Source organism: Actinoplanes rectilineatus, from assembly GCF_000962825.1.
Taxonomy (GTDB): Bacteria; Actinomycetota; Actinomycetes; order Mycobacteriales; family Micromonosporaceae; genus Actinoplanes; species Actinoplanes rectilineatus.
On the sequence record NZ_JZKF01000067.1, the window covers coordinates 23,877 to 49,002 of the forward strand.

The window sequence follows — 25,126 nt, forward strand, 5'->3', positions numbered from 1 at the left end:
GGCTCGTCCCCTCGGCAGTGATGGGAATCTCCCTGGAAATGTATCGCGATCGTGGTCCCCCGGAGGTCCTCGACGGTCGCTGATTCGGCGGGGCCGGTGATTTCGCCGATCCGTGACGTTCGATCAGGGGCTACCCTCCGCGGTTATGCCCACCTTCCAGGCCACCGACGGCGTAGAGATCTCCTACCGGAGCTGGGACGGCGACCCCGGTCTGCCGCTCGTCCTGCTGCATCACGGCTTCATCGCGAACGGACACACCAACTGGGTGCAACCCGGCGTGGTGGACGCGCTCACCGCGGCCGGCCGGCGGGTGGTCGCCGTCGACGCCCGCGGCCACGGCGAGTCCGGCAAGCCGCACGATCCGGCGTTCTACGGCGAGTCGCGGATGGCGCAGGACGTGATCACCCTGCTCGACCTGCTCGGCGAACCGGCCGTCGACCTGGCGGGATACTCGATGGGGGCGATCGTCGCCCTGCTGTCCGCGACCTGGGACACCCGGATCCGCCGCCTGGTCGTCGGCGGCGTCGGCGCGGGAGTGGTCGAACTCGGGGGTCTCGACACCCGGGTGATCGGCGGCGACGCGCTGCGCCAGGCCCTGACGGCCGAGGACCCGGCGACGATCACCGATCCGCGGGCGGTGGGTTTCCGGACGTTCATCGACGCGGTCGGCGGCGATCGGGTGGCGCTGGCGGCCCAGGCGGCGTCGGTGCACGCCGAGCCGATCCCGCTCGATGCGATCACCGTGCCGTCGCTGGTGCTGGCGGGCCGGTCCGATCCGCTGGCGACCCGTCCCGAGCTGCTGGCGAAGGCGATCCCCGGCGCCCGGCTGGCACTGATCCCGGGAGATCACCTGGGTGCCGTACGCCGGCCCGAGTTCATCACCGAGCTGGTGACGTTCTTCTCCGCCCGGTAGTTCCCCTCCGCCCGCCCGGTCCTGTCCTCTCTGCCCGGCGGCAGGCTTCTTCCCCGTCCGCCGACCGGCTCCTCCTCGTCCGGCGGCAGGCTTCTCCCCGGTCCGGCGACGGGCTCCTCTCCGGCCGGTGACCGGCCGTATCAGCCCGGCGCCGGACGGATCCGGGGGAGGGGGCGGTATCGTACCGGCACCCGGTGTGCGGCAGCCGCCGGTGGGACCGCTCGCGACGGCGCAGGCGAACAGGAAGCACATGGCTGCGGACAAGAACCTCACCGGCGTACGCCGGAGCCGCCCGCGTCGCGACGACAGGACGGCCGACAAGGGCACGACCCGCGACGCGATCCGTGCGGCGATCCTCGCCGGCGAGTTCACGCCCGGTGAACGCCTGGTCGAGGCGCTGCTGATCGAGCGGTTCGACGCGAGCCGCTTCAACGTCCGCCTCGCCCTGCAGGACCTGGCCGGTGAGGGCCTGGTCGAGATCCAGCGCAACCGCGGGGCCCAGGTCCGCAAGATCTCGCTGAGCGAGACCATCGAGATCACCCAGGTTCGGATGGTGTTGGAGGGCCTGGTCGCCGCGCAGGCCGCCGAGCGGGTCACCGACGACGGCGCCAGCGAGCTCGACGAGATCGGCCTGCTGATGCGCCGCGCCGTCGAGGCGGGGGAGTATCGCCGCTACAGCGACCTCAACCAGCGCCTGCACGGCCTGATTCGCCGGATCGCCGAGCACCACACCGCCGACCGCCTGATCAGCACGCTGCACGCCCAACTGGCCCGGCACCAGTTCATGCTGTCGCTGCTGCCCGGCCGGCCGCAGGCGTCGCTGCCGCAGCACGAGCGGATCATCGACGCGATCCGCCGCCGTGACCCGGTCGCCGCCGAACTGGCCATGCGCGAGCACATAGCCAGTGTCGTCGAGGTGCTGCGCACCCTGGACGACCAGGCCGTGCCGCACCTCTGACCCCCGGCCTCCGGTGCTCGGCCTCCGGTGCTCGGCCCCGGCCCCCGGCGCTCGGCGCCGGCCGAGGGCTCCGGTGCCCTACTCGACCGGCGGGGTGCCGTGGGTGTGGAACGACTCGATGGTCTTCAGACCCCAGGCCTGGCCCTTGGCGCGTTCCGTCTCGGTCCAGGTGACCACCTCGTGGTCCGGGGCGAGCAGCAACCGGGCCCCGGCGTTGCAGAGCTCGATGCGGTTGCCACCGGGCTCCCAGACGTACAGGAAGAAGGTCTGCTGGATGGCGTGCTTGTGCGGGCCGGTCTCGATGTGCGTGCCCGCCTCCAGGAACACGTCGGCGGCGCGCAGGATGTCCTCCCGGGTGTCCGTCGCGAACGCCACGTGGTGCAGCCGTCCCGTCGTGCCGGTCCAGTCGCGGGTGTAGACCAGGTCGTACGACTTGTCGGTGAACGTGTACCAGACGGCGGCCTTGGTGCCGTCGTTCAGCACGATCTGTTCGCTGGCCCGGCCGGTCAGCGTGCCCGCCAGGAAGTCCTCGTTCGCCGGCACGTCGCGGGCCAGGAAGTTGACGTGGTCGAGCCGCCGGACGTTGGCGCCGCGACCGGGGAAACGGGCGGCCTGGTTCTTCAGTGACGGCCGGCTCGCCGCCGTGGCGCGGTATCGCTGCGTCTCGTAGTAGATGCCGAACGGGTGCCCGTCCGGGTCGGTGAAGTGGAAGACCGGGCCGTACCCCGGCTCGTCCTTGCTCCACCCCGCGCCGAGGCCGGCCGCCTCGATGTCGCGGACCCGGCGTTCCAGCGCCTCCGGACTGCGGGCCCGTAGCCAGGTCCGGCCGATGCCGGAGGTGCCGCCGCCGGTGACCTTCACCGTGAAGCTCTCGTAGTCGTCCCACGCGTGCAGATAGGCGCTGTCGCCGCGCCGTTCGACGACCTCCATGGCCATCTGGTCGGTGAAGAACCGGACCGTGTCGTCGAGGACCGGCGTCAGCAGCTCGACCGCGGACACGTGCGCGATGTCGCGGATCTTCTCAGCCATGGGTGACGACTCCTTCCAGGGTCTGCCGGGGGAAGACCCGCCCCTGCAGGAGCAGGCGTGCGGTGCTGACGACCGCCGAGCGCCCGGCCGCGAGGTCCACGACCACGTCGGAGAACCCGCCGGGATGTTCCAGCCGGATGGTGCCGGAGGTTGCTGTGAAGGCGACGCTGCCGGGCATCGCGACCGCGGTGCCGACCGTGACCGCGGCCAGCACGCCGATCGACGTGTGCACCCGGTGTGGGATGAACATCCGGGTGCTCAGGGTGCCGCCGTGCGCGGGCGGGGCGATCAGGCACATCTTGGGGACGGTCGTGCGGCTCACGTCGCCGAGCCCCATCAGTTCGCCGGCTTTCAGGCGCAGCGTCTCGATCCGGGCGCGCAGCCGTTCGTCGTACTCCAGACGGGTGGGGGTCTCGTAGCCGGTGACCCCGACCGAGCTCGCGGCGATCAGCACCACGGGCATCCCGTTGTCGATGAGGGTGGCCGGAACGCCGTCCAGGTCGTCGGATTCCCGGCCGGTCGGCAGTAGTCCCGAGGCGACCGACCCGGCGGTGTCCCGGAACTCGACCTCGATGCGGGCCGCGGTGCCGGGCACCCCGCTGAGGGCGGTGTCGCCGGAGTATTCCGGGCGGCCGTCCGGTGTGGGCACCGAGACCACGGCGAGCGCGCCGGTGTTGACCATGCGGACCCGGACCGGTGTGACCGGGCCGGACGCGGTGACCAGCCCACTCTCCAGGGCGAACGGCCCGACACCGGCGAGGATGTTGCCGCACGGCTGCTCCGCGCTGACCCGGGCCTGCTCCACCTGCACCTGCAGGAAGAGGTAGTCGACGTCGGCCGCCGGGTCCGCCGACCGGCTCACCACGGCGACCTTGCTGGTCAGCGGATGCCCACCGCCGATGCCGTCGATCTGCCGCGGATCCGGCGATCCCATGATCGAAAGCAGCAGCCGGTCGCGGACGCCCGGCTCGGACGGCAGGTCGTCGCGCAGGAAGTAGGCGCCCTTGGAGGTGCCGCCGCGCAGGATCATGACGGGTACGCTCATGCCGGACCGTCGTCGACATAGGTGACGCCCAGCGACTCCAGCAGCGGCCGGAGCCGATAGATGTCGAGTCCCAGCTCTCCGGCGGCCAGCCGCTCCCGTTTGGCGGTCTCGGCGTCGATCCGCTTGCGGGACGCCTCCAGCACCGCAGCCGCCCGGTCGAACGGGATCACGACCACCCCGTCGTCGTCGGCGACCACGGCGTCCCCTGGCCGGACGATCGCACCGCCGAGCACGACCGGCACGTTCACCGACCCGGGGCTGGCCTTGACCGTGCCCTGGGTGCTGACCGCCCGGGACCAGACCGGGAATCCCATCTCCCGCAGCTCGGCCACGTCGCGGACCCCGGCGTCGAGCACCACCCCGATCGCGCCGTGGGCCCGCAGCGAGGTGGCGAGCAGGTCGCCCAGCATCCCGTCGGTCGACGGCGACGTGGTCGTCACCACCAGGACGTCGCCGGGCCGGACCTGCTCCACCGCCGCGTGGATCATCAGGTTGTCGCCGGGGTGGCAGGAGACGGTCACCGCCGACCCGGCGATCCGGGCGCCGGGCCAGATCGGCCGCAGGTCCGGCCCGATCGCCCCGCGGCGCCCGTCGGCCTCGTGGGCGGTCGCCGCGCCCGCCTCGGCGAGTCCGGCCAGCACGTCGCCGGGCAGCCGGCGGGTGCTGCGGACCACCACGTGCCGGGTCACGACAGCTCCCGGGTGACCTGCGGGTAGATCCGCATGTAGGCCTCCGCGAACACCTCCGACGCCAGGCCGAGGTTGGGCCCGGAGTTGCGCGACGCCTGCAGGCCACGGCGCCGGCCCAGGTCGGTGTAGTAGCCGTGCAGGTGTGCCTGGGCCGCGAGGATCTGCATGGCCTCGCGTTTGCGGTCCCACACCTCGGTGATGTCGAGCAGCACGTTCGGCAGGAAACCGCACTGTTCGGGCTGGTGCGGCTCGAAGCAGAACACCGGGGGAGCGCCGATCACCTCGCCCGGGCCCTCGACCCCGGGCGCCTGCGCGAGGATCCGCGACTTGAGCGCGATGGCGTGCGCGAACGCATGGTCGCCGTTGTAGGGGTCGGCCGCCGCGTGGGTGAGCACCACGGCAGGCTGCACCTCGCGGTAGAGGTCGATCAGGCCGTGCAGCAGCTCGCGGGTCTCGACCAGCGGGTAGTCGTCGGCGTCGAAGAAGCGGATCTCGGCGCCCAGCACCTCGGCCGCCTGCTCGGCCTCGCCCCGGCGGTGTGCCTTGACCTGGTCGAGGGAGTAGCCCTTGCGCCACAGCGAGGCCGACTCGCCGCGCTCGCCGAAACTCATGCAGCCGATCACCACCCGGCCGCCGCGCGCCGCGGCCAGGGCGATCGCGCCGCCGGCCCGCCAGACGAAGTCACCGGGATGGGCGGTGAGCACCAGGGTGTCCGTCATGGCACCCTCCCCTCAGGATCAGCGATAGCACCCTCATGATTGACGACAGGATTGTCGACAATCATCGAGACGGCCGTCTCCAGCGCTCACAGCCTAGGCTCCAGGGGTGGCCGAGGCAATTGTTGACAATCGAGAAGCGGGCCGGGAAGACTCGGCGTCAGCGAAGGGAGGCACCATGTCCGAGGTCATCGCGGTGCTCGGGTTCGGCGAGGCCGGCGGGCTGATCGCCCGCGATCTGGTGGCCGCCGGGGCGACCGTCCACGGCTACGATCCGGCGGTGCCCGCCCCGCCCGGCGTGATCGGCGCGAGCGACGAGGCGGCCGCCTGTGCGCCGGCGTCCGTGGTGCTCAGCGTCAACAGCGCCGCCGACGCCGAGCAGGCGCTGCGGTCCGCGCTGCCGGCCTGCCGGCCCGGCACCATCTGGGCCGACCTCAACACCGCGACGCCCAAGCTCAAGCAGCACCTCGTCACGGCCGCCACCGAGGGGGTCCGCGTGACCGACGTGGCCCTGATGTCCCCGGTCCCCGGCCGCGGGTTGCGCACGCCGATGGCCGCCAGCGGGCCGGCCGCCGCCGAGTTCGCCGCCGTGCTGGGTGCCCTCGGCGCGAGTGTGGAGGTGCTGGACGGCCCGGTCGGCACGGCCGCCACCCGCAAACTGCTGCGCAGCGTCTTCTACAAGGGGATGGCCGCCGCCGTCCTCGAGGCGCTGGCCGCGGCGGAGGCGGCCGGGCTCGAGGAGTGGCTGCGCGGCAACATCCGCGACGAGCTGATCCGCAGCGACGCCGCCACACTCGACCGGCTGGTCGACGGCTCGCGCAAGCACGCGGTCCGCCGCCGCGAGGAGATGGCCGCGGCCGCCGAGTTGCTGACCGACCTCGGTCTCGAGCCGCGCATCGCGACCGCCGCCCGCGACGTGCTCGACGACCTGATCCGATCCGCGGGCAACCTTTCCGGCGCCCCGGCACACAGGTGGGGGTGACCATTCGCAAACTTCTGCTGACCGCGGTGACCGGTCTCGTCGCGATCTCGGCGAGCGTCTACGGCTTCACCAGGGCGGACGCCGCGACCTACCCGAATCCGGGCGTGGTGGCCGGCTCGACCTTCGCGCACGACCCCACCATGATCAAGAAGCCGACAGGGGGCTACCTGCTGGCCTACACGGCACCCGGGATCGGGCTGAAGACGTCCACCGACCGGACCACCTTCACCGATGCGGGCAAGGCCTTCCCGAACGGGACACCGTGGGCCGACGCCTACACCGGTGGGGACACCAACCTGTGGGCGCCGGACATCTCGTACCAGGGCGGGAAGTACCTGATGTACTACTCCGCCTCCACGTTCGGCTCCAGCAAGTCCGCGATCTTCCTGGCCGGCAGCACCACCGGCGCGGCCGGCACCTGGACCGACTACGGCAAGGTGGTCGAGAGCAGCGCGACCAGTGGGTACAACGCGATCGACCCGAACCTGACCGTCACCTCCTCCGGCGAGTGGTGGCTGAGCTTCGGCTCCTTCTGGAGCGGCATCAAGATGGTCAAGCTGAACCCGTCGACCGGCAAGACCGCGAACAGCACGATCGTCGCGGTGGCGGAACGGTTCACCAACAGCAAGTCGATCGAGGCGCCGGTCATCGTCCAGCGGGGCGGCTACTACTACCTGTTCGTCGCGTTCGACCTGTGCTGCAAGGGGGCTTCCAGTACGTACCGGATCATGGTGGGCCGGGCGAAGTCGGTCACCGGGCCCTACCTCGACCGGGCCGGCACCGCGATGACCGCGGGCGGCGGCACCGAGATCCTGGCGAGCCACGACGCGATCCACGGGCCGGGACATCCGGCGGTCTTCCAGGACGGTGACCAGACCGTCCTGGCGTATCACTTCTACACCGCCGCGGGGGATGCGAAACTCGGCATCAACCTTCTCGGCTGGGACTCCTCGGCCTGGCCGTACGTGTACTGAGACCCGGGGACGAGCCACGACGGGAGCCCGGTGCGGACACTCGGTGGGATCTGTCGAAAATTTCTCGGAGTCGCAGTGCACAACGAGCGGACCGCGCGCATTCAAGAGGGTGTGACCTTCGAGCAATTCGCGATGGCCCGCCTGCCGAGCCTCCTGCGCTATGCCGTAGTCCTGACCGGGGATCGCGACCTCGCTCAAGACGTGGTGCAGGAGGTTCTGGCACGGACGCAGGTCAAATGGCGACGGATCAGCGAAACGGACTCCCCCGAGGCGTACGTTCGCCGGATGGTACTCAACGAGTACCTCTCCTGGCGGCGTAGCTGGGCGGCGCGCAACGTGCACGCCGCCGGCGAGCGTCTGGTGGAGATCGACGACGCACGAGGCGGGGTTCGTGACCACGCCGAGGGTGTGGTCGAGGCCGATGCGCTGTGGCACCGTCTGGCACTGCTGGGACGTAAACAGCGGGCGGTCCTCGTTCTGCGGTATTACGAGCAGATGGAGGACGAGGCCATCGCCGATCTGCTGGGGTGCGCCCCGGCGACGGTGCGCAGCCATGCATCGAGGGCGCTGAAGACGCTCCGGCTCAACTCCGAGCAGGAGCAGAGAGTCCATGCCGAGGAGAGGTCGTGACGGAGCACCAGGACCGGCTGCGCGAAGCCTTTGATTCGCACGAGAACCAGGTTCCCGACCCGGCGGTCGTCTACGCCAAGATCGAGGAGCTTTCCAACAAGTACCGGTGGCGGCGTCGTGGTGCCCAGGTCGCGGGTGGCGCGGCTCTGAGCATCGGGCTCATCGCCGGCGTCGCGAACCTGCCCGCGCTCTTCCCCGGCAACACCACCCCGGGCGTGTCCCAGGGCATCCCGGCAGCGGGCGAGGGGGCCCCGGCCGTCACCCCCTCCGCGGGTGTGTCGACTCCGCCGACCGAGGAGGAGACGGAGCGTTACCTGGCCGCCTACTTCAAGGCCGGTTACGACTACGACGCCGCGGTCGAGCTCGCCGAGCTGTGGAACAGCAAGGACGAGATCGGCACGGTCAAGGCCGAGGCGGGACGCCGGCTGCTGGCCGGCGAGAACCTGCCGGTCAACCCGGCGACGCCCGGTGGCGAGACCGAGGAGCCGTCGGCCGACCCGGTCGACCCGGAACTCGACAAGAAGTACGAGGCGTTCTTCTCGGCGGGTTACACCTACGACTCCGCGGTGGCCCTCGCCGAGCTCTGGAAGCTCGACGACGCGTCCGACGCCAAGATCATGGCCGGCGAGAAGCTGCTCGCGGGCGAGAAGCTGCCGGCGTCGGTCAAGCCCGACCCGGAGGCGAAGAAGGAGTACGAGGAGTCGCAGGACGCTGTCGCGTTCTGGGACGCCGGCTACGACGCCGACGACGCCGAGAAGCTCGCCGAGCTGTGGAAGCTCGACGACACGTACGAGGCCAAGGTCATGGCGGGCAAGAAGCTCCGGGCCGGCGAAACGCTGCCGATCCAGCCGTGACGCACCGACTGCGCCGGCGTATCGGCTTCGAGATCGAGCTGATGGCACCCCCGGGTGCCAGCCGGCGCACGCTGGCCGAGGATCTCGCCGGACGCTGTGGGGGCAGCGTCCGGCCGGTCTGGCACCACGACAGTGAACCGTCGCTGGTGCCGGGCCTCGGCCGGTTCCTCACCCTGACGCAGGGGTTCGAGGTGCTGCGGGCCGACGGCTCCCCGCTCTGCACCCTGGTCGACGACGTCACCCTGGTCGACGGCCTGGACCCGCGTCAGCCCCCGCCGCCCGGCTGGTTCCGCGTCCTCACCGACGACGCCCGGCTGCTCAACCTGCTCGCGGTGCACTGCGATCCGGGCGGGGAACTCGGCGAGGTCCTCGACGTGGCGGCCCGCCTCTGGGGTACCGAGGTCGGCAGGCACGGCGTGATCCGCCGGCTCGACGACCGGTCCGGCGCCACGATCGCGCTGGCCGCACCGCAGGGCAGCGGGCGGGAACGCCCCTGCGAGATCATCACCCCGCCGCTGGCCACCGGGCACCACGACGCTCTCGAGGAGCTGCTGGCGCCGGCCCGCGAACTGGGGTTCACCGTGCCGCACGAGGCCGCCGTGCACCTGCACCTCGACGGCGCGCCGTTCCGGGCGCCGGAGGCGCTGGCCAACGTGGTGCGGTTGTTCGCCTGGTGGCGGGAGCCGCTGCGGCTGCTGCTGGCCACCAACCCGGCCTGCCGCCGATTGGCACCGTTGCCGGAGCAGCTGGTCACCGCGGTGACCGGTCGGCCGACGACGGCGGATCTGCGCAAGGCCGCCGCGGCCGGTGGCCTCGGCAAGTACTTCGACGTCAACCTGACCCAGGTGCTGACCGACACCCCGCGCCGCGACACCGTCGAGATCCGGATCCTGCCGGGGGCGGTCGAGGCCGGCCCGATCGTGGACCGGGCCGCCCTGGTCGAACTGCTGCTCGAACGCTGCCTGGACCCGGAACCGGTGCCCGTGGCGCCGGCCGGCCCCGACGCCGCGATCTCCGGACTGATGGAGCTCGCCGCGGACGCGCTCGCGCGCCGTTCCTCCTGAGCCTCTTCTGCGGTACGCGGTGAGCACGCTCGACGCCGCGGCCGCCCGTAGCCGAGCAGCCGGGCACGGCCGGCCTCCTCCGCCTCGGCGCGCGGGCCGGGTCCGGCACGCTCGGGTCCGGTGGTTCTCCGGGCCGGCTTGTTGCCGGGTCCGGCACGCTCGGGTCCGGTGGTTCTCCGGGCCGGCTTGTTGCCGGGTGCGGTTCGCCCGGATCCGGCCGCTCTCCGGGTTCGCGTCGTTTCGGCGTACCCGGAGAAGGTGGTGAAGGCCGGGCTCGCCGCACGAAGCAGGCGGACCGCGGGGATCAGCGTCGGCGCCGCCGGCGCAGGACGGACCGGGCGACCAGGAACGCGACCACGGCGACCAGCTGGCCGCCCAGGACGATGCGGTTGACGTCGACCGCCGGTTTCCAGGTCGCCTCGCCGTTGCGCAGGACGTAGACGCCGGCCGGCCGGGCGGAGAAGCCGAAACCGCCGCCACCGCCCTCGCCCTCGGTGTCCGGTTTTCCGCCGTCGTCGGTGGCGTGGGCGCCGGTGCCGCTGCCACTGCCGCCGCCTCCGCCGCCGCTCACGACGGCGACCGGGATGACGAGGGCGCCGTCGCGCTCGACGGGGGTGCCGAAGACCCGGCTGACGGTGGCGTGGTCGGTGGCCTCACGAGCCTGCGCGAGGATGTCGCTGCTGTGCGTCACGGTAGCCATGCCGACAGCATCCTCCGGGACGGCCGACGGCGCTGTCCCGTGGACGACTGGACGTGGGGCTCAGGAGGCGGGCGGGGCGGTGCTGTCCCGGACCACGAGCATGGTCGGGACCAGGTCGGTGCCCGGTCCGGCCGGCTCGTCGTGGATCTGGCGCAGCAGCGACTCGACGCAGCGTTTCCCTATCCCGGCGAAGTCCTGGTGCACCGTGGTCAGCGGCGGCAGGTAGGACGCGGCGTCGGCGATGTCGTCGAAACCGACCACGCTGACGTCCTGCGGCACCCGGCGGCCGCGTTCCTGCAGGGCGCGCAGCACGCCCAGGGCCATCTGGTCGTTGGCCACGAAGATCGCGGTGCACTCCGGGCGGTCGGCCAGGCGCAGGCCGGCGTGGTAGCCGGAGTCGGCCGACCAGTCGCCGCGTTCGATCGCCGGGACGTCGCGGCCGGCCTGTTCGAGGGCGGTACGCCAGGCGCGGGCCCGGCGTTCGGCGGAGAACGACTCGGCCGGGCCGGACACGTGCCAGACGGTGCGGTGGCCGAGGTCGAGCAGGTGCTGGACGGCTTGGCGGGCGCCGTCCGCCTGGTCGGTGTCGACCACCGGGTAGCGGTCGCCGGCGTCCGAGTCGACCACCACGACGTGTACGCCGGGCGGCAGGTGCACGGTGCTGGAGTCGAGCAGCTGCACCTCGAGGATGACGACGATGCCGTCGACGGCGAGCTCGCCCATCCTGGTGAAGGCGCCGAGCACGTTGTCCTGGGTGGGGGCGCCGACCGGGATCAGCGTGATCGCGTAGCCCTCGGTGGCGGCGTGCACGGCGATGGCCTCGACGGTGCGGCTGTTGCCGGTGGAGGCGAGGCTGAACAGGATCACGCCGAGCGTGTTGAATCGGCCGTATCGCAGCGAGCGGGCCGCGCTGTTGGGACGATAACCGAGTTCGCGCATGGCCGCGAGCACGTGTTCCCGGGTGGACTCGACCACGCCGGGTTGGCCGTTGGCGACGCGGGACACGGTCTGTGACGAGACGCCGGCCAGTTTGGCGACGTCGGCCATCGAAACACGTTGTTTGCGACGACCGCCCGGCACATCCGAACCGGCACGTAACCGCTGGATCTCGATGTTTGACACCCCCGCTGGAGTCCCTTGACCGCTCTGGTGACGCGTGCCACTATACGCGAACACGTTTACGTAAACACCGTGTCATGTACCTGAAATTGTTAACGTAAACATCGGATCTTTCGGAAACATCGGACGGAGGGGGCGCATTGACTCGGCGTTCCTGGATCGGCTGGCAGTTCACCGGCCCATTCCTCGCGGTGTTCGCGCTGGTATTCCTCGCGCCGATCGGTTACTCGGCGTACCTCAGCGTGTATCGCACCCAGCTCGTCGGAGGCACCGCCTTCGTCGGAATCGACAACTACACCAAGGCCCTGAGCGATCCGCAGTTCTGGGAGGCGATCACCAGAGTCGCCCTCTTCCTGCTGGTCCAGGTTCCGGTGATGCTGATCCTGGCCCTGCTGATCGCGCTGGCGATCGACAGCGGCCGGCTCTACGGGGCGTCGTTCTTCCGCATCTCGGTCTTCCTGCCCTACGCGGTGCCCTCCGTCGTGGCCGCCCTCATGTGGGGCTTCATGTACGGCACCAACTTCGGCCTGATCGGCAACATCAACGAGGCGCTGGGGACGGCCATCCCGAACCCGTTGGCGCCCGAATGGATTCTCACGGCCATCGGCAACATCGTGACCTGGGAGTTCATCGGCTATAACATGATCATTCTGTACTCCGGCCTCAAGGTCGTGGACACCTCGCTCTACGAGGCGGCCGCGATCGACGGTGCCGGGGAGTGGCGGATCATCCGGGCGATCAAGCTGCCCGCGCTGCGCGGCCCGATCGTGGTGGCGACGATCTTCTCGATCGTGGGCAGCTTCCAGCTGTTCAACGAGCCGCAGATCCTCGACAGCCTCGCGCCGAACTCGATCACCACGTACTTCACGCCCAACATCTACGCGTATCAGCTGTCCTTCGCCGGCCAGCAGGTCAACTACTCGGCGACGATCGCCCTGATCATGGGCGTCACGACGATGGTCATCGCGTACCTCTTCCAGCGTCGCAGCATGAAGGGAGCGGGTTCATGACCGCGCCCACGATCCGCCCGGCCGCCCGTGCGCCGAAGGCCGGCAAGAAGAAGAACAGCCGCAGCCTGTCCCTGACAGCGGTCACCGCGATTGCGGTGGTCTACACGCTGCTGCCGCTGTTCTGGCTGGTGGTCAGCGCGACGAAGTCGCAGGAGAAGCTGTTCGACTCGTTCGGCCTCTGGTTCGCGAACGACTTCTCGCTCTTCGACAACATCGCCGACACCTTCGCCTACCAGGACGGCATCTTCGGCCGCTGGCTGCTGAACACCCTGGTCTACGTGGTGATCGGCGCCGGCGGGGCGACCCTGCTGGCCTCGCTGGCCGGGTACGGCCTGGCGAAGTTCGACTTCATCGGGCGCAAGGCGGTCTTCGCGATCGTCCTCGGCGGCATCGCGGTCCCCCCGACCGTGCTGGCGGTGCCGACCTTCCTGATGTTCGCCAAGCTGGGCCTCACCGACACCGCCTGGGCGATCATCATTCCCTCGCTGGTCTCGCCGTTCGGCCTGTACCTGATGTGGACCTACGCCACCGAGGCGGTGCCGAAGGAGATCCTGGAGTCGGCCCGTGTCGACGGCTCCGGCGAGTTCCGCACCTTCTTCTCGCTGGCCCTGCCGCTGCTGGCCCCCGGCGCGGTGACGGTCCTGCTCTTCAACATCGTGGCGACCTGGAACAACTTCTTCCTGCCGCTGATCATGCTGAAGGACTCGGAGCTCTACCCCCTGACGCTCGGCCTCTACACGTGGAGCCGGCAGGCGAACACCGTCGGCGGCGAGGTCGTCTTCAACCTCGTGGTCACCGGCGCGCTCATCACGATCATCCCGCTGATCACCGCGTTCCTTCTCCTCCAGCGCTACTGGCAGTCGGGTCTGTCTGCCGGCAGCGTCAAACAGTGATAATTCCGTCCTCGAAGGGAAATTCCATGGGAATCACCCGCCGGCGTGCGCTCATCGGCGCCGCCCTGTCCGTGACCCTGATGGCCGCTGGTTGCAGCTCGTCGGACTCCGACTCCGAGGGAACCGAGGCGGCAGCCACCACTGTCACCGACGCCGACGTGGAGGCCGCCCTGCAGAAGGGTGGCAGCCTCACCGTCTGGGCGTGGGACACCACCATCAAGCCGGTGTCCGAGGCGTTCATGAAGAAGTACCCGAACGTCAAGATCAACGTGGTGAACGCCGGTACCGGCAACGACCAGTACACCGCGCTGCAGAACGCGATCACCGCCGGCACCGGCATCCCGGACGTCGCGCAGATCGAGTACTTCGCCCTGCCGCAGTTCGCCCTGGCGAAGTCGGTCGTCGACCTGAACACCTTCGGCGCCAAGTCGCTCGACGGCACGTTCACCCCGGGTACCTGGAACAACGTGCACTCCGGCGAGGCGATCTACGGCTTCCCGATCGACTCGGGCCCGATGGCGCTCTTCTACAACAAGGAGGTCTTCGACAAGCACAAGATCGCTGTGCCGACGACCTGGGAGGAGTACGCCACCGCGGCCGAGACGCTGCACAAGGCGGACGCCAAGTCCTACATCACCTCGGACAGCGGTGACGCCGGCTTCACCACCAGCCTCATCTGGCAGGCCGGTGGCAAGCCGTACACCGTTGACGGCACCAACCTCACCATCAACTTCGCCGACGACGCCGGCTCGCAGAAGTTCGCCACCACCTGGCAGAAGATGATCGACGCCAAGGTGTTCTCGCCCGCCGTCGGCTGGACCGACGAGTGGTTCAAGGGCCTCGCCGACGGCAGCATCGCCTCCCTGGTGACCGGCGCCTGGATGCCCAGCAACCTCGAAGGCAGCGCCGCAGCCGGCAAGGGCAAGTGGCGCGTCGCGCCGATGCCGCAGTGGGAGACCGGCGGCAAGGCGACCGCGGAGAGCGGCGGCAGCTCGCTGGCGATCCCGGAGAAGAGCGAGAACAAGAACATCGCGTACGGCTTCCTGAAGTACGCCGCTGTCACCGAGGGCGTGCAGATGCGCATCGACAACGGCGCCTTCCCGGCCACCACCAAGGAACTGGCGGCTCCCGAGTTCCTGAACAAGGAGTTCGAGTACTTCGGCGGCCAGAAGATCAACGAGATCCTGTCGGCGTCGGCCTCCGAGGTCGTCACCGGCTGGAACTACCTGCCCTTCCAGGTCTACGCCAACAGCATCTACGGCGACACCGTCGGTAAGGCCTACCTCGGCCAGTCGACGCTCGCCGAGGGTCTCAAGGCCTGGCAGGACTCCTCGGTCAAGTACGGAACGGAACAGGGTTTCACCGTCAAATGACGATCAGTAACGGTAAGACGCACCGGCGCTGGCTTCGCCGCGCCGGTGCGGCGCGTCTGGAGTACGGCGCCGACTACAACCCCGACCAGTGGCCCCGTGAGGTGTGGGACGAGGACGTGGCGGCCATGCAGGCCGCCGGCGTCACCGTGGTCTCGCTCGCGATCTTCTCCTGGGCGCGGCTCGAGCCGAGCGAGGGCACGTACGACTTCGCCTGGCTCGACGAGGTGATGGACCTGCTGCACGCCGGTGGGATCTCGGTCGACCTCGCCACCGCGACGGCCTCCCCGCCGCCCTGGCTCACCCGCAAGCACCCGGAGATCCTTCCGGTCACCCGGGAGGGCGAGATCCTCTGGCCGGGCGCCCGGCAACACTGGCGCCCCACCTCGCCGATCTTCCGGGAGCACGCCCTGGGCCTGGTCCGCGAGCTGGCCACCCGGTACGCCGACCACCCGGCCCTGGTTGCCTGGCACGTCAGCAACGAACTGGGCTGTCACAACGTCTACGACTACTCGGACGACGCCGCGGTGGCGTTCCGGGTCTGGCTGCGGGCGCGGTACGGCACGATCGAGGCCCTGAACGACGCCTGGGGCACCGCGTTCTGGTCGCAGCGGTACGCGGACTTCGAGGAGATCCTGCCCCCGCGGCTGGCCGCCTCGCACCCGAACCCGACCCAGCAGGTCGACTTCAAGCGGTTCTCCTCGGACGCGCTGAAGGACTACCTGATCGCCGAGCGGGACCTGCTGCGCGGGATCACGCCCGAGGTGCCGATCACCACGAACTTCATGGTGATGGGCGAGACCCGCGGCATGAACTACGCCGACTGGGCGTCCGAGATCGACTTCGTCTCGAACGACCACTACGTGCTGCCCGGCCCGCAGGCCCGCGACGAGCTGTCGTTCTCGGCCAACCTGACCGGCAACATCGCCGGCGGCCGGCCGTGGTTCCTGATGGAGCACTCCACCAGCGCGGTCAACTGGCAGCCGGTGAACGTGGCGAAGAAGCCGGGCGAACTGGCCCGTGACTCACTGACCCACGTGGCGCACGGTGCCGACGCGGTCTGCTTCTTCCAGTGGCGGCAGTCGAAGGCCGGCGCGGAGAAGTACCACTCGGCGATGCTGCCGCACGCCGGCACCGACAGCGAGGTGTTCCGGGGCGTCGCCGCGCTGGGCGCGCGTCTCAAGGAACTGGCCGTGGTGGCCGGGTCGGAGCGGACGACGGCACCGGTGGGCATCGTCTTCGACTGGGAGTCGTGGTGGGTGTCCGAGCAGGACTCGCACCCGACGGACCGGCTGCGCTACCGCCAGGAGGCGCTGGACTGGTACACCGCCCTGCTCAACGTGGGCGTCCGCGCCGACGTGGTGCCGGTCGGCGGCCCGCTCGAGAACTACCGGTTCCTGATCGCCCCGGTGCTGCACGTGGTCCCGGCGGCGCTCGCCGACCGGCTGCGGGCGTACGTCGCCGACGGCGGTCACCTGGTCACCACGTACTTCTCCGGCATCGTGGACGAGAACGACCACGCGTGGCTGGGCGGGTACCCGGGCGCGTTCCGGGACCTGCTGGGTATCCGGATCGAGGAGTTCGGCCCGCTGCTCGACCACGAGAGCGTCACCCTGGACTCCGGGGCGGTCGGCACCCTCTGGACGGACCGGATCGACGTCACCGGCGACGGGGTCGAGGTGCTGGCCACGTACAAGACCGGCGACCAGGCGGACCGTCCGGCGGTCACGCGGCGTAGCGACGGTACCGGTTCGGCGTCGTACGTCTCGACCCGTCTCGGAGCCGAGGGCCTGACCGCACTGCTGCCCGCTCTCCTCGGCCCGGCCGGGGTGGTCAGCGAGCTGCCGGAGCAGTTGCGGGGCCGGGTGGAGCTCACGATCCGTGGTGAACACCGCTTTCTGATCAACCGGACCGACGAGCCGGTCGAGCTGACCGGGGTCGACGGGGCCTCCGGGATCCTGGAGCCGCGCGGCGTTCTGGTGGTTCACGAGAAGCACTGAGATATGGCTGAGTGGCCCGGCCCGAGGGGGGTGACGGCCGGGCCACTCAGGTCACAGGGGCGACCGCGGAAGGAAAGCGGTCGCCTGTTTGGCGTCGGTGTCCGTGATATAGAGGCTGCCCCGATGGGCCACCACGTGGTAGCTCGGGTAATTGACTGACCTCAGGGCCAGTGCGCTGCCGTCACGAATTGTCACCGTGCAGAAAGTCGCGTCCTTGTCGAACAGTTCAGATCCGTCTATGCGTTCCAGACGGATTTTGTAGTCCCGGTGTCGCAGGAAATAGCCGGGAAAGTTGACTGATTCCAGGGAGACGCAGTTATCGTCGGCCCGTCCCTCACGGACAGTGAAGCGGGTGTCGGCCCGATCGGCCGCACTGCTCGACGCATTGACGCTGTCCAGCCGGCCGAGGTTGTTGCGGTGACGCACCCGGTATCCGGGCTGGTCCACCGACTCCAGACCGACGGTGGCCCCGACCTTCAGTGAAGGGGCGGCCGGCTTGGCCGGTGCGGCGGTGGTGGGTTTGGCGCTCTTGCTGGTGGGAGCGCCGGTCACCGCGGGGGGCGTGGTGGTGTTCTCCTGATTCACCTCTCCGGCGGGGTTCGCAACCGGGTTGAGCGGCGCGGGGACGGTCGTGGGGGTGTAGCTCGGGCGGACCGAGACCGGCACCTGCGGTGTGAACGCTGCGGAGCCCGGCAGACTGGTGGCGGCCGCCACCGGTGCCTGACTCCGAACCTCACCGTTGTCGCGATTGAACATCACGGCGACGGCGGCGCACGCGGCGCAGCCCAGGGCCAGAGCGGCGGCCAGAATGAGCCGTGCACGGGGCGGTTGATCCCCGAGTCGGCGCACTCCGGTCAGTCGGGTACGCGGGGCGGCGTAAAGGCCCGCCCGTTCGTTCGGTCGGGCGGAGCGGTGGGGGCCCTCTCCGTCCGGCGAATACGGCGGAATCCAGCCACCTACGCGAAGCCCGTTACGGGCGTCATCATCCGGCATCAATTTCGCTTCCTGGAGAACCGTCGCATAGTTGTTTAATGATTCGATAAGGATCTACACGCTGCCGGTGCTACTGAGCAAGGGGGTGGACGTGAGCAATTCTTCTGGGAGCGATCCCATTCGAACCGAAGGGCTCGCGCGTGCGTACCCCCGTGCGGAACCACCCCGTCCGCCTCCAGCCGCGGGTGGCGACACCGAGGAGAAACCAGCGTGGACAGTCCTGCCGTTTCCGATGCCGAAGCCCCCGCCGCCTCCGGGCCCGCAGCCGCCTCCGGGCCGTCGCCGGCCGCTGAGCCCGCCGCGCCCGAAGCGCCCGCCGGGCCCGTACCGGCCGCCCCGCCTGTGACTCCCAAACCGACAGTGGTCATGGACACCGAGGGCTCACCCGACCTACCGGACATCTCCGAGTTCTGGCCGGACGCCCCGCATCGGTTCGGTCCGCCGGCCGACCACTACGAACCGCCCGGCGCCGACCCGACCCGGACCGACCCGGCCTGGCACCCCACCCCCGGCCCGAACCGCCCGACGGTCGAGCTGACGGCCGGCGTACGGGCCAACGCCGGCCGGCCCACCGTCGAGCTGCCCCGGCCGCCGAAGCCGTCGGTGGTGCGCAGCGGTGCCATCCTGCTCTCCGTCCTGGCCCTGGGGGTGGCCGCGGCCTGGCTGATCGTGCGGCCGGACGCCACCAGCCCCACCCGGCCGGTCTTCGGCGACGGCACCACCACCCCGGCCCCGCCCGCGGCTGCCCCGGCGAACCCGCCGGTCTCCATCGAACCCCGGCAGCCGAGCGCCGAAGCCGGCACGCTGCTGCCGGTGCCGTCCGGCGACACCGCCACCTTCGAACTGGCCGAGGGCATCACCGACCTGACCGTGACGATCGGCCCCCTGGACCAGGGCTGGTTCTCGGTGGTCACGCCGGACGACGCCAGCGTGGTGGCCCGTACCGACTTCGACGACGACACGGTCCGCCTGCGCTTCGACGACAGCGGCAACAAGGGCGGCCCGGCCCGCGCCGACGTGGTGCTCAGCGACAGCCTCACCTGGGACGTCCGGCTCAGCGGCGGCGTGAGGAACGCCGCCGTCGACCTCACCGGCGGCGCCGTCAGCGGGGTCCAGCTGCTCGGCGGCGCGGCCACGGTCGACCTGCGGCTGCCCGAACACGGCGAACAACTGCCGATCACCATGACCGGCGGCGTCAACCAGTGGCGGATCAGCACCGCCGGGCAGGCCCCGGCCGGCGTCGTGCTGCGCGAAGGCGCCGGAACCGTCGAACTCTACGGCGAGAAGCGCAAGGGCCTCGCCAAGGGCACCCAGCTCAGCGTGGGCGAGGGCGAGGGTGGCATCGCCATCGACGCCGAGGCCGGACTGGGCACCCTGACGGTCACCGCGCGGTAGGCCCTGCTGGCGGCGTCGATCCCGGGGTCCGGCACAATTCGGGCGTGACACGGACCGAGGGCGACGCCGCAGCACCGGAGAGCACCGTCTCTCTGGACCACTTCACCGGGCTCTACGAGGCGAAGGACGACCCCTGGGACGTCGCCACCAAGTGGCACAACCAGCGGAAGTACGCGGTCACCCTGGCGAGCCTGCCACAGGAGCGGTACCACCGCTGTTACGAGCCGGGCGCGTCGATCGGCCTGTTCACCCGGGAACTCGCGGCCCGCTGCGACGAGGTGCTCGCCACCGACAGCGTCGAGGGTGCCGTGCAGCAGGCCCTGGCGAACACCGCCGACCTGCCGAACGTGCGCGTCGTCTGCGAACAGGTCCCGGCCGCGATGCCGGACGGCGTCTTCGACCTGGTGGTGATCGGCGACCTGCTGTACTACCTGTCCGCGGACGACCTGGAGACGTTCCTGACCGGCCTGCTGGAGCGGGTGGAGACCGGCGGGGACATCGTCGCGCTGCACTTCCGCGACCGCGGCAACACCAGCTACGACGGCCACAACGTGCATGCCGCGGTGGCGGCCCGGCCCGGCCTGGAACGGATCGTGCGTCACGAGGACGAATGGTTCCTGCTGGACGTCTTCCGCCGCGTCGCCTGAGATCCCGCGGTGGTCCGGCCAGGCGGTGATCCTCCGCTTCCTCAAGGGGTACGCCTACGCATGCTCGTGGCTCGTCGTTAGGCATCGCGGGCACCCTGGTGAGCGCGGCAGCGCTCGAGCGTGTCGCTCTTTCGGTGCGAAGATCCGGATAACGCCCGTTGAGCTTAGAGTGATAATCCCTGATCAAGTACCGTTGTTCGGCGATGAGACGTCTATCCAGGGCACTGCTGAGCGTCACGACGGTGGCGACGCTCGGTGTCGCGGGCTGCTCCGACGACCCCTCCACCCCGACGACCGCGGACTCCCCACCGGCTGCGGGTTCCCCGTCGGCCGCCGTGGAGAACGCCGGTGAGTTCTACGTCGAGCCGACCGGGCCGGCGGTGGACCAGGTCGCCCAGTGGGAGGCCGCCGGCCGGACCGCCGACGCCACGGCCATCCGCCGGATAGCGGCCGCGCCGATGGCCGTGTGGTTCGCCGACGGCAACCCCGGATACGCCGACCGGGCCCGGGCCCTGGTCACTGCGGCGTCCACGGCGTCGACCACCCCGCTGCTGGTCGCGTACCACGTGCCACAGCGCGACTGCGGCGGCTACTCCGGCGGCGGCGCCTCCGACGCAGCCGCCTACCGCACCTGGATCGCCGCCCTGGCCGACGCGGTACGCGGCTCCGGCGCGATCGTGGTGCTGGAACCCGACGCGATCACCCACGTGCTCGAGGGCTGCGTCACCGGCGCGGCCGTGACCGAACGGTACGCGCTGCTCGCCGAGGCGATCCGCGAACTCAAGAAGGACGGCACGGTCCGCGTCTACCTGGACGCCGGAAACCCGAGCTGGATCAAGGACGTGGATCGGGTCGTCGACGGTCTCCAGCAGGCCGGGGTGGGCGACGCCGACGGCTTCAGCCTCAACGTGGCGAACTTCGAGACCACCGAGGCCAACATCGCGTACGGCGACGAGATCTCGAACCGTCTCGGCGGCAAGAACTACGTGATCGACACCAGCCGCAACGGCAACGGCCCCGCTGAGGTGGGCTCCGGCGACGGCCACTGGTGCAACCCGCCGGGCCGGGCCCTGGGCGCAACCCCGACCACTGCCACCGGCCACGACCGCGTCGACGCCTACCTCTGGATCAAACGCCCCGGCGAGTCCGACGGCGCGTGCGGCGACGGAGCCCCCGAGGCGGGACAGTGGTGGCCCGACTACGCCTTGGGCCTAGCCACCAACTAGACACCTAATCGCAGTCAGGGTCTGCCTGCGTGGTGACTTCGGGCGCGCAGCGCGCCCGTATTCACCACACTCCCGCGGGTGTGGTGATTTGGGGCGTCCAGCGCGCCCGTATTCACCACGCCACCAGGGGTGTGGTGATTTGGGGCGTCCAGCGCGCCCGTATTCACCACACTCCCACGGGTGTGGTGATTTGGGGCGTCCAGCGCGCCTGTAATCACCACACCCCCGCGGGTGTGGTGATTTGGGGCGTCCAGCGCGCCCGTAATCACCACACCCCTACCGGTGTGGTGACTTCGGGCGTCCAGCGCGCCCGAGATCACCACGCGGACGGGCTTCGCACGCTGACCACGAAACGTGTCTTGACGGCTCGGTCACTTTCGCCGTGCTCGAGGGTTCGGTCGTCTCAGCCGTCGGTCGTGGCTGTTCCGTGGGCTGATCTCTACTGTGGGCGGCGGCTGGGAGGTGTGGGCCGTCGTTGGTGGCTGATTTCCGGCTCCTGTACGACCGTGGGTGACGGCTCGGTTGGTTCGGCCGTCGGCCATGGTCGGTTGGTGAGCCGATTTCGGCCGTGGGCGACGGCTGGGTGGGTGCGGGCCGTCGTCGGTGGTTGAGGCTCGGTTCGTGGAGAGCTGTAGGCGACGGCTCGGCGGGCTCAGCCGTGAGCCACGGTCCGTTGCTGATGACCGGCGACTGTTCGAAGGTGTGACCGTGCGGATGGGGACGGTGGTTCGGGGCCGACGGTTTGACGGCGTGACCGTGCGGATGGGGACGGTGGTTCGGGGCCGACGGTTTGACGGCGTGACCGTGCGATGGGGACGGTGGTTCGGGCGGCGGTTTGACGGCGTGACCGAGCGCTCCGAGGCCGGCGTGCGAGGTGCGACCGGTCGGGAAAGGGAACGGCCGGGCAGCTCTGGGCTGACCGGCCGTTCTGGAGGGTGCTGGGGGGAGGGGCGTGTCAGGTGACCTTCACCCAGCGGGCCTCGGACGGGACGCCGCGGTCGTCGGTGACGAAGAGCATGTACCAGCCGGCGGGGACCAGGCCCCGCTCCTTCGGGACGGTGACCGTGACGCCGTGTGGGCCGGTGGTCATGTCCAGGGCCACTGAGCGCTGGTCCACGTCGGTGGCGTGGGTGACGGCGCTCGGGCGGACCAGGCGGGCGGCGCGGACCGTCGTCGGGTCGGCGACGGTGAAGGTGCCGGTGCCGCCGTTCTTGAGCAGCGTCGGGCCGTCGGTGATGGTGGGGCGGTCGCCCTGGAACAGGTACGGCGGGCTGTAGATCTCGATGCGCTGTTCGAACGTGCCGGGGTTCTTGCCCGTCTCGTCGTAGATCGGGTCGCTGCCCATGGTGACCACCCTGCCATCGGGGAGCAGCAGCGCCTCGGAGTGGTAGTTGCGGCCCACGGTCGGTGCGGCGGCGGTGGTGAACGTGTTCGTGTCCGGGTGGTAGATCTGTGCGGTGAGCAGGTCGCTGCGCTTCTTGTCCTGGTACGGCCCGCCACGGTAGCCGGATGATCCGTGGCTGGTGAAGACCGTGTCGTTCGGCAGGACGACCGTGCTCAGGTACCGGGTGGGGTGCGGCAGGTTCGGTCCGGGGCGGTAGGCCGGGTTCTCCTCGTCCAGGTCGGCGATCGCGGTGCGGGCGGTGGAGACCGGCGAGTCGCCGACCGCGCCACCGCCGAGGATCATCACCTTCTGGTCCTGGGCGGGCGGGAGCAGCACCGAGGAGCTGGTCTCGGTCATCGTCGCGTCGGTCAGGCCGGGGATCTCGCGGAAGTCGTTCTTGTGCAGGTCCCACAGGCCGGGGGCGCGGCCTTCGGTGTCCGAACCGTATCCGGCGTTGGAGCCGGAGAAGAAGAGCTTCTCGTCCTTGGTCAGGAACAGCGCCGGGTACGTGGGGAACACCCGGTGCAGTGACGGGGCGGGAACCCAGCGCTTCTCGACGGTGCGGTAGGTCTCGTTGACGCCGGGCAGCATCCGGCCGAACTCGTCGAGGCCGGAGACGGCCAGGATGTCGCCGCCGGGCAGCGGGGCGAGTGTCGGGTACCACCGGTGGTCGACCATGTCGGCGGTTCGGATGTAGCGTTCGGTGGTCGGGTCGAACTCGTACGACGTCTTGTCGCCGCCGTACTCCTGCTTCTCCCGGGTGATCTTCTCGGCGACGCCGTAGAGGTTGTTCGCGTCGTCGCCGGTCAGGCCCGCGACGGAGTATTGCGCGGGGGAGCTGACGATCGCGCCGTCGCCCTCCTCCTCGGCGTCCACCCAGACCTCGACCTCACCGGCGTGCACCATGGTCTTGGCGCCGTGGGTCATCTTGCTGGCGGCGGGCACGGTCACGTCGGCGCGGGTCAGATAAACCTTGCCGTTCTTCCCCAGGAACCGGGTGCCCTTGCCGAAGGTACGGGAGCCGTGATCCGGCGACTCGTTCTTGATCTTCATGACGCCGGCCGGGTGGGTGATGTCCGCTTCCAGCTTTTCGTACGACTTGGTGCCGCCGGCCACCAGCAGGTTGCCGGTGGGCAGGAAGGTGTGCCCGGCGCAGAACAGGTCGGTGGGGGTGGGCACCAGCGAGAACTCGTCGTCGGACGGGTCCCAGAGCACGGTCTGGAAGGTGCCGGCCTCGAAGTTGTCCCGGTTGTTGCCGGAACCCGCGATGATCAGGACCTTGCCGGTGTTGAGCAGCGCCGCGTGGATGGCGTTGACCTTGAAGCCGGCCGGCACGGGAAGCATCGACCAGTGGCCGTAGGTCTTCTTGTAGGAGTCCCGGTTGATGCTGAACTCGTGGTACCGGTCCGCGGCGAACGCCACCATCGGCCGGTTCACCACGATCACACCGGCCGCGATCAGCAGCGCGGCGAGGCTGCTCAGCAGCCGTCTGGCCAGGGTCGGTTTGGGGCGGGGGATCATGCGTACGTCTCCACGGGTGTCGTGTCCACGGTGTGCGCGGATTCGGCGGGTCGGGGGAGGCGTGCCGCGCGACGGCGGGCGTACGCCTGCATCGCGTAGATCGCCGGCGGCACCAGGCAGAGGGCGAGGTTCAGGGAGGGCCAGAGCCACATGAAGCCGTGGGCGTGGCCGGTGAACGCGGCCACCACGAGCAGCGCGGCGTAGAAGCCGGCCCAGCGCAGGTGGGTGCGGAAGGTGAGCAGCCGGTCCGGGCTGGCCGAGTCGCCCTTGGGGGTCACCACGAAACCGGCCGTCCGGCGCAGCAGGGCCTGCAGGAACGAGGTGACGTAGATCGGGGCGCACAGGGTGGACAGCAGCATGCCGGTCAGACCGGAGGATCCGGCGTCCTCGTGCGGGCTGACGTTGTGCCGCCGGTTCCACAGGTAGAGGCCGACCTGGAAGAGCGCCGCGTCCACGTACAGCATCAACCAGACCTCCTGCGGCACCTGTACGCCACGGGCGCCGAGCACGATGTGGCAGACCGCGGTGGTCGCGCCGAGCAGCCAGGAGATCGCGGTGAGCGGGTAGTACGCCATCAGCAGCGCGTAGTGCACGGTGCGGCGGAAGCCCAGCCGGCGGACCGCCTTGGCGAAGCCGGCCACGAACACCTCGTCGGTGCCGCGGGACCAGCGGTGCTGCTGGCTGAAGTAGTCGGTCCAGGATGACGGGCCCTCGCCGACGGCGAGTACGTCCGGGGTGTAGACGGATTTCCAGCGCCGGTTGGTCACCGGGTTCTCGGCGCCGTGCATGGCGAGGCTGGTGGCCATGTCCTCGGTGATCGAGTCCTGCAGGCCGCCGATCGAGCGCAGTGCCGCGATGCGGACCGCGTTGTTCGTGCCGACCAGCATCGGGATGCCCAGGCGGTTGCCGGCCCGTTGCAGCAGTGAGTGGAACAGGTACTGCTGCGACTCGGCCCAGCGGGTGACCACGTTGTCGTAGTTGCCGTAGATCTGCGGGCCGATCACGAACGCCACG

23 protein-coding genes are annotated in these 25,126 nt (G+C 70.2%); 14 read left to right on the plus strand and 9 right to left on the minus strand.

Features of this window, described 5'->3' with window-relative positions; translation table 11 throughout:
• The first annotated feature begins 145 nt into the window (after window positions 1-145).
• Together WH85_RS34420 and WH85_RS34425 are read left to right on the plus strand one after the other, a co-directional pair.
• Window positions 146-913 carry an alpha/beta fold hydrolase gene (locus tag WH85_RS34420; RefSeq protein WP_045746277.1) on the plus strand — a complete coding sequence of 256 codons (768 nt, stop codon included), beginning with the start codon at window positions 146-148 and terminating at the stop codon, window positions 911-913.
• Window positions 914-1,163: 250 nt separating this feature from the next.
• Window positions 1,164-1,871, plus strand: coding sequence for a GntR family transcriptional regulator (locus WH85_RS34425; RefSeq protein WP_083449471.1), 708 nt, complete (start codon window positions 1,164-1,166; stop codon window positions 1,869-1,871).
• Window positions 1,872-1,949: 78 nt separating this feature from the next.
• Here the strand turns inward: WH85_RS34425 and WH85_RS34430 are convergent, their stop codons facing one another.
• Genes WH85_RS34430 through WH85_RS34445 form a run of 4 tightly spaced genes read right to left on the minus strand, consistent with a single transcriptional unit; the run spans window position 1,950 to window position 5,353 of the window.
• Window positions 1,950-2,900: a VOC family protein gene (locus WH85_RS34430; protein ID WP_045746278.1), complete on the minus strand. Its 951-nt coding sequence runs from the start codon at window positions 2,898-2,900 to the stop codon at window positions 1,950-1,952.
• Complete coding sequence (locus tag WH85_RS34435) at window positions 2,893-3,945, minus strand: 4-oxalomesaconate tautomerase (protein ID WP_045746279.1); 1,053 nt, start codon at window positions 3,943-3,945, stop codon at window positions 2,893-2,895. The genes WH85_RS34430 and WH85_RS34435 overlap by 8 nt, the downstream gene beginning before the upstream one ends.
• Entirely contained in the window at window positions 3,942-4,634 is a 693-nt protein-coding gene (locus tag WH85_RS34440) for a 4-carboxy-4-hydroxy-2-oxoadipate aldolase/oxaloacetate decarboxylase (RefSeq protein ID WP_083449469.1), read from the minus strand. Before WH85_RS34440 ends, WH85_RS34435 begins: the two co-directional genes overlap by 4 nt.
• Complete coding sequence (locus tag WH85_RS34445; RefSeq protein ID WP_045746280.1) at window positions 4,631-5,353, minus strand: PIG-L deacetylase family protein; 723 nt, start codon at window positions 5,351-5,353, stop codon at window positions 4,631-4,633. The genes WH85_RS34440 and WH85_RS34445 overlap by 4 nt, the downstream gene beginning before the upstream one ends.
• A gap of 175 nt (window positions 5,354-5,528) precedes the next feature.
• On the opposite strand from WH85_RS34445, the gene WH85_RS34450 reads away from it, so the two are divergent.
• The 5 genes from WH85_RS34450 (at window position 5,529) to WH85_RS34470 (ending at window position 9,854) form a co-directional block, all read left to right on the plus strand.
• A complete protein-coding gene (locus tag WH85_RS34450; RefSeq protein WP_045746281.1) occupies window positions 5,529-6,332 on the plus strand; it encodes a DUF1932 domain-containing protein in 804 nt (267 codons plus the stop codon).
• Window positions 6,329-7,306: an arabinan endo-1,5-alpha-L-arabinosidase gene (locus WH85_RS34455; RefSeq protein WP_045746299.1), complete on the plus strand. Its 978-nt coding sequence runs from the start codon at window positions 6,329-6,331 to the stop codon at window positions 7,304-7,306. The genes WH85_RS34450 and WH85_RS34455 overlap by 4 nt, the downstream gene beginning before the upstream one ends.
• A 111-nt stretch (window positions 7,307-7,417) precedes the next feature.
• Entirely contained in the window at window positions 7,418-7,936 is a 519-nt protein-coding gene (locus WH85_RS34460; protein WP_045746300.1) for a SigE family RNA polymerase sigma factor, read from the plus strand.
• Window positions 7,933-8,790, plus strand: coding sequence for a hypothetical protein (locus WH85_RS34465; RefSeq protein ID WP_045746282.1), 858 nt, complete (start codon window positions 7,933-7,935; stop codon window positions 8,788-8,790). The genes WH85_RS34460 and WH85_RS34465 overlap by 4 nt, the downstream gene beginning before the upstream one ends.
• Window positions 8,787-9,854: an amidoligase family protein gene (locus WH85_RS34470; protein WP_045746283.1), complete on the plus strand. Its 1,068-nt coding sequence runs from the start codon at window positions 8,787-8,789 to the stop codon at window positions 9,852-9,854. The genes WH85_RS34465 and WH85_RS34470 overlap by 4 nt, the downstream gene beginning before the upstream one ends.
• A gap of 304 nt (window positions 9,855-10,158) precedes the next feature.
• Here the strand turns inward: WH85_RS34470 and WH85_RS34475 are convergent, their stop codons facing one another.
• A complete protein-coding gene (locus WH85_RS34475; RefSeq protein WP_045746284.1) occupies window positions 10,159-10,554 on the minus strand; it encodes a spore germination protein GerW family protein in 396 nt (131 codons plus the stop codon).
• A 60-nt stretch (window positions 10,555-10,614) separates the two neighbouring features.
• Entirely contained in the window at window positions 10,615-11,601 is a 987-nt protein-coding gene (locus WH85_RS34480) for a LacI family DNA-binding transcriptional regulator (protein WP_045746285.1), read from the minus strand.
• A gap of 212 nt (window positions 11,602-11,813) precedes the next feature.
• Here WH85_RS34480 and WH85_RS34485 point away from each other — a divergent pair, with 212 nt between their 5' ends.
• From WH85_RS34485 to WH85_RS34500, 4 genes are read left to right on the plus strand one after another with little or no spacing between them, the layout of a single operon-like run.
• A complete protein-coding gene (locus WH85_RS34485; protein ID WP_045746286.1) occupies window positions 11,814-12,683 on the plus strand; it encodes a carbohydrate ABC transporter permease in 870 nt (289 codons plus the stop codon).
• On the plus strand, window positions 12,680-13,576 hold the full coding sequence (locus tag WH85_RS34490; RefSeq protein WP_045746287.1) for a carbohydrate ABC transporter permease: 897 nt from the start codon (window positions 12,680-12,682) through the stop codon (window positions 13,574-13,576). Before WH85_RS34485 ends, WH85_RS34490 begins: the two co-directional genes overlap by 4 nt.
• A gap of 26 nt (window positions 13,577-13,602) precedes the next feature.
• Window positions 13,603-14,949, plus strand: a complete 1,347-nt coding sequence (locus WH85_RS34495; protein WP_045746288.1) for an ABC transporter substrate-binding protein — start codon at window positions 13,603-13,605, stop codon at window positions 14,947-14,949.
• On the plus strand, window positions 14,946-16,946 hold the full coding sequence (locus WH85_RS34500) for a beta-galactosidase (RefSeq protein WP_045746289.1): 2,001 nt from the start codon (window positions 14,946-14,948) through the stop codon (window positions 16,944-16,946). The genes WH85_RS34495 and WH85_RS34500 overlap by 4 nt, the downstream gene beginning before the upstream one ends.
• A gap of 51 nt (window positions 16,947-16,997) precedes the next feature.
• Here the strand turns inward: WH85_RS34500 and WH85_RS47660 are convergent, their stop codons facing one another.
• Window positions 16,998-17,795, minus strand: coding sequence for an AbfB domain-containing protein (locus tag WH85_RS47660; protein WP_052721008.1), 798 nt, complete (start codon window positions 17,793-17,795; stop codon window positions 16,998-17,000).
• Between the two features lie 510 nt (window positions 17,796-18,305).
• On the opposite strand from WH85_RS47660, the gene WH85_RS47665 reads away from it, so the two are divergent.
• From WH85_RS47665 to WH85_RS34520, 3 genes are all read left to right on the plus strand, one after another.
• Window positions 18,306-19,334, plus strand: a complete 1,029-nt coding sequence (locus WH85_RS47665) for a hypothetical protein (protein WP_052721009.1) — start codon at window positions 18,306-18,308, stop codon at window positions 19,332-19,334.
• Between the two features lie 44 nt (window positions 19,335-19,378).
• Window positions 19,379-19,981, plus strand: coding sequence for a class I SAM-dependent methyltransferase (locus WH85_RS34515; RefSeq protein WP_045746290.1), 603 nt, complete (start codon window positions 19,379-19,381; stop codon window positions 19,979-19,981).
• A gap of 203 nt (window positions 19,982-20,184) precedes the next feature.
• On the plus strand, window positions 20,185-21,207 hold the full coding sequence (locus WH85_RS34520) for a glycoside hydrolase family 6 protein (RefSeq protein WP_045746291.1): 1,023 nt from the start codon (window positions 20,185-20,187) through the stop codon (window positions 21,205-21,207).
• 955 nt (window positions 21,208-22,162) lie between these two features.
• Here the strand turns inward: WH85_RS34520 and glxA are convergent.
• Both glxA and WH85_RS34530 read right to left on the minus strand, forming a co-directional pair.
• Window positions 22,163-24,112 (minus strand): radical copper oxidase GlxA, encoded by a 1,950-nt coding sequence (glxA, locus tag WH85_RS34525; RefSeq protein ID WP_045746292.1) that lies wholly within the window; start codon window positions 24,110-24,112, stop codon window positions 22,163-22,165.
• Window positions 24,109-25,126: glycosyltransferase family 2 protein (locus WH85_RS34530; protein ID WP_045746293.1), on the minus strand; the 1,018-nt coding region annotated here is incomplete at its 5' end. The genes WH85_RS34530 and glxA, both read right to left, overlap by 4 nt.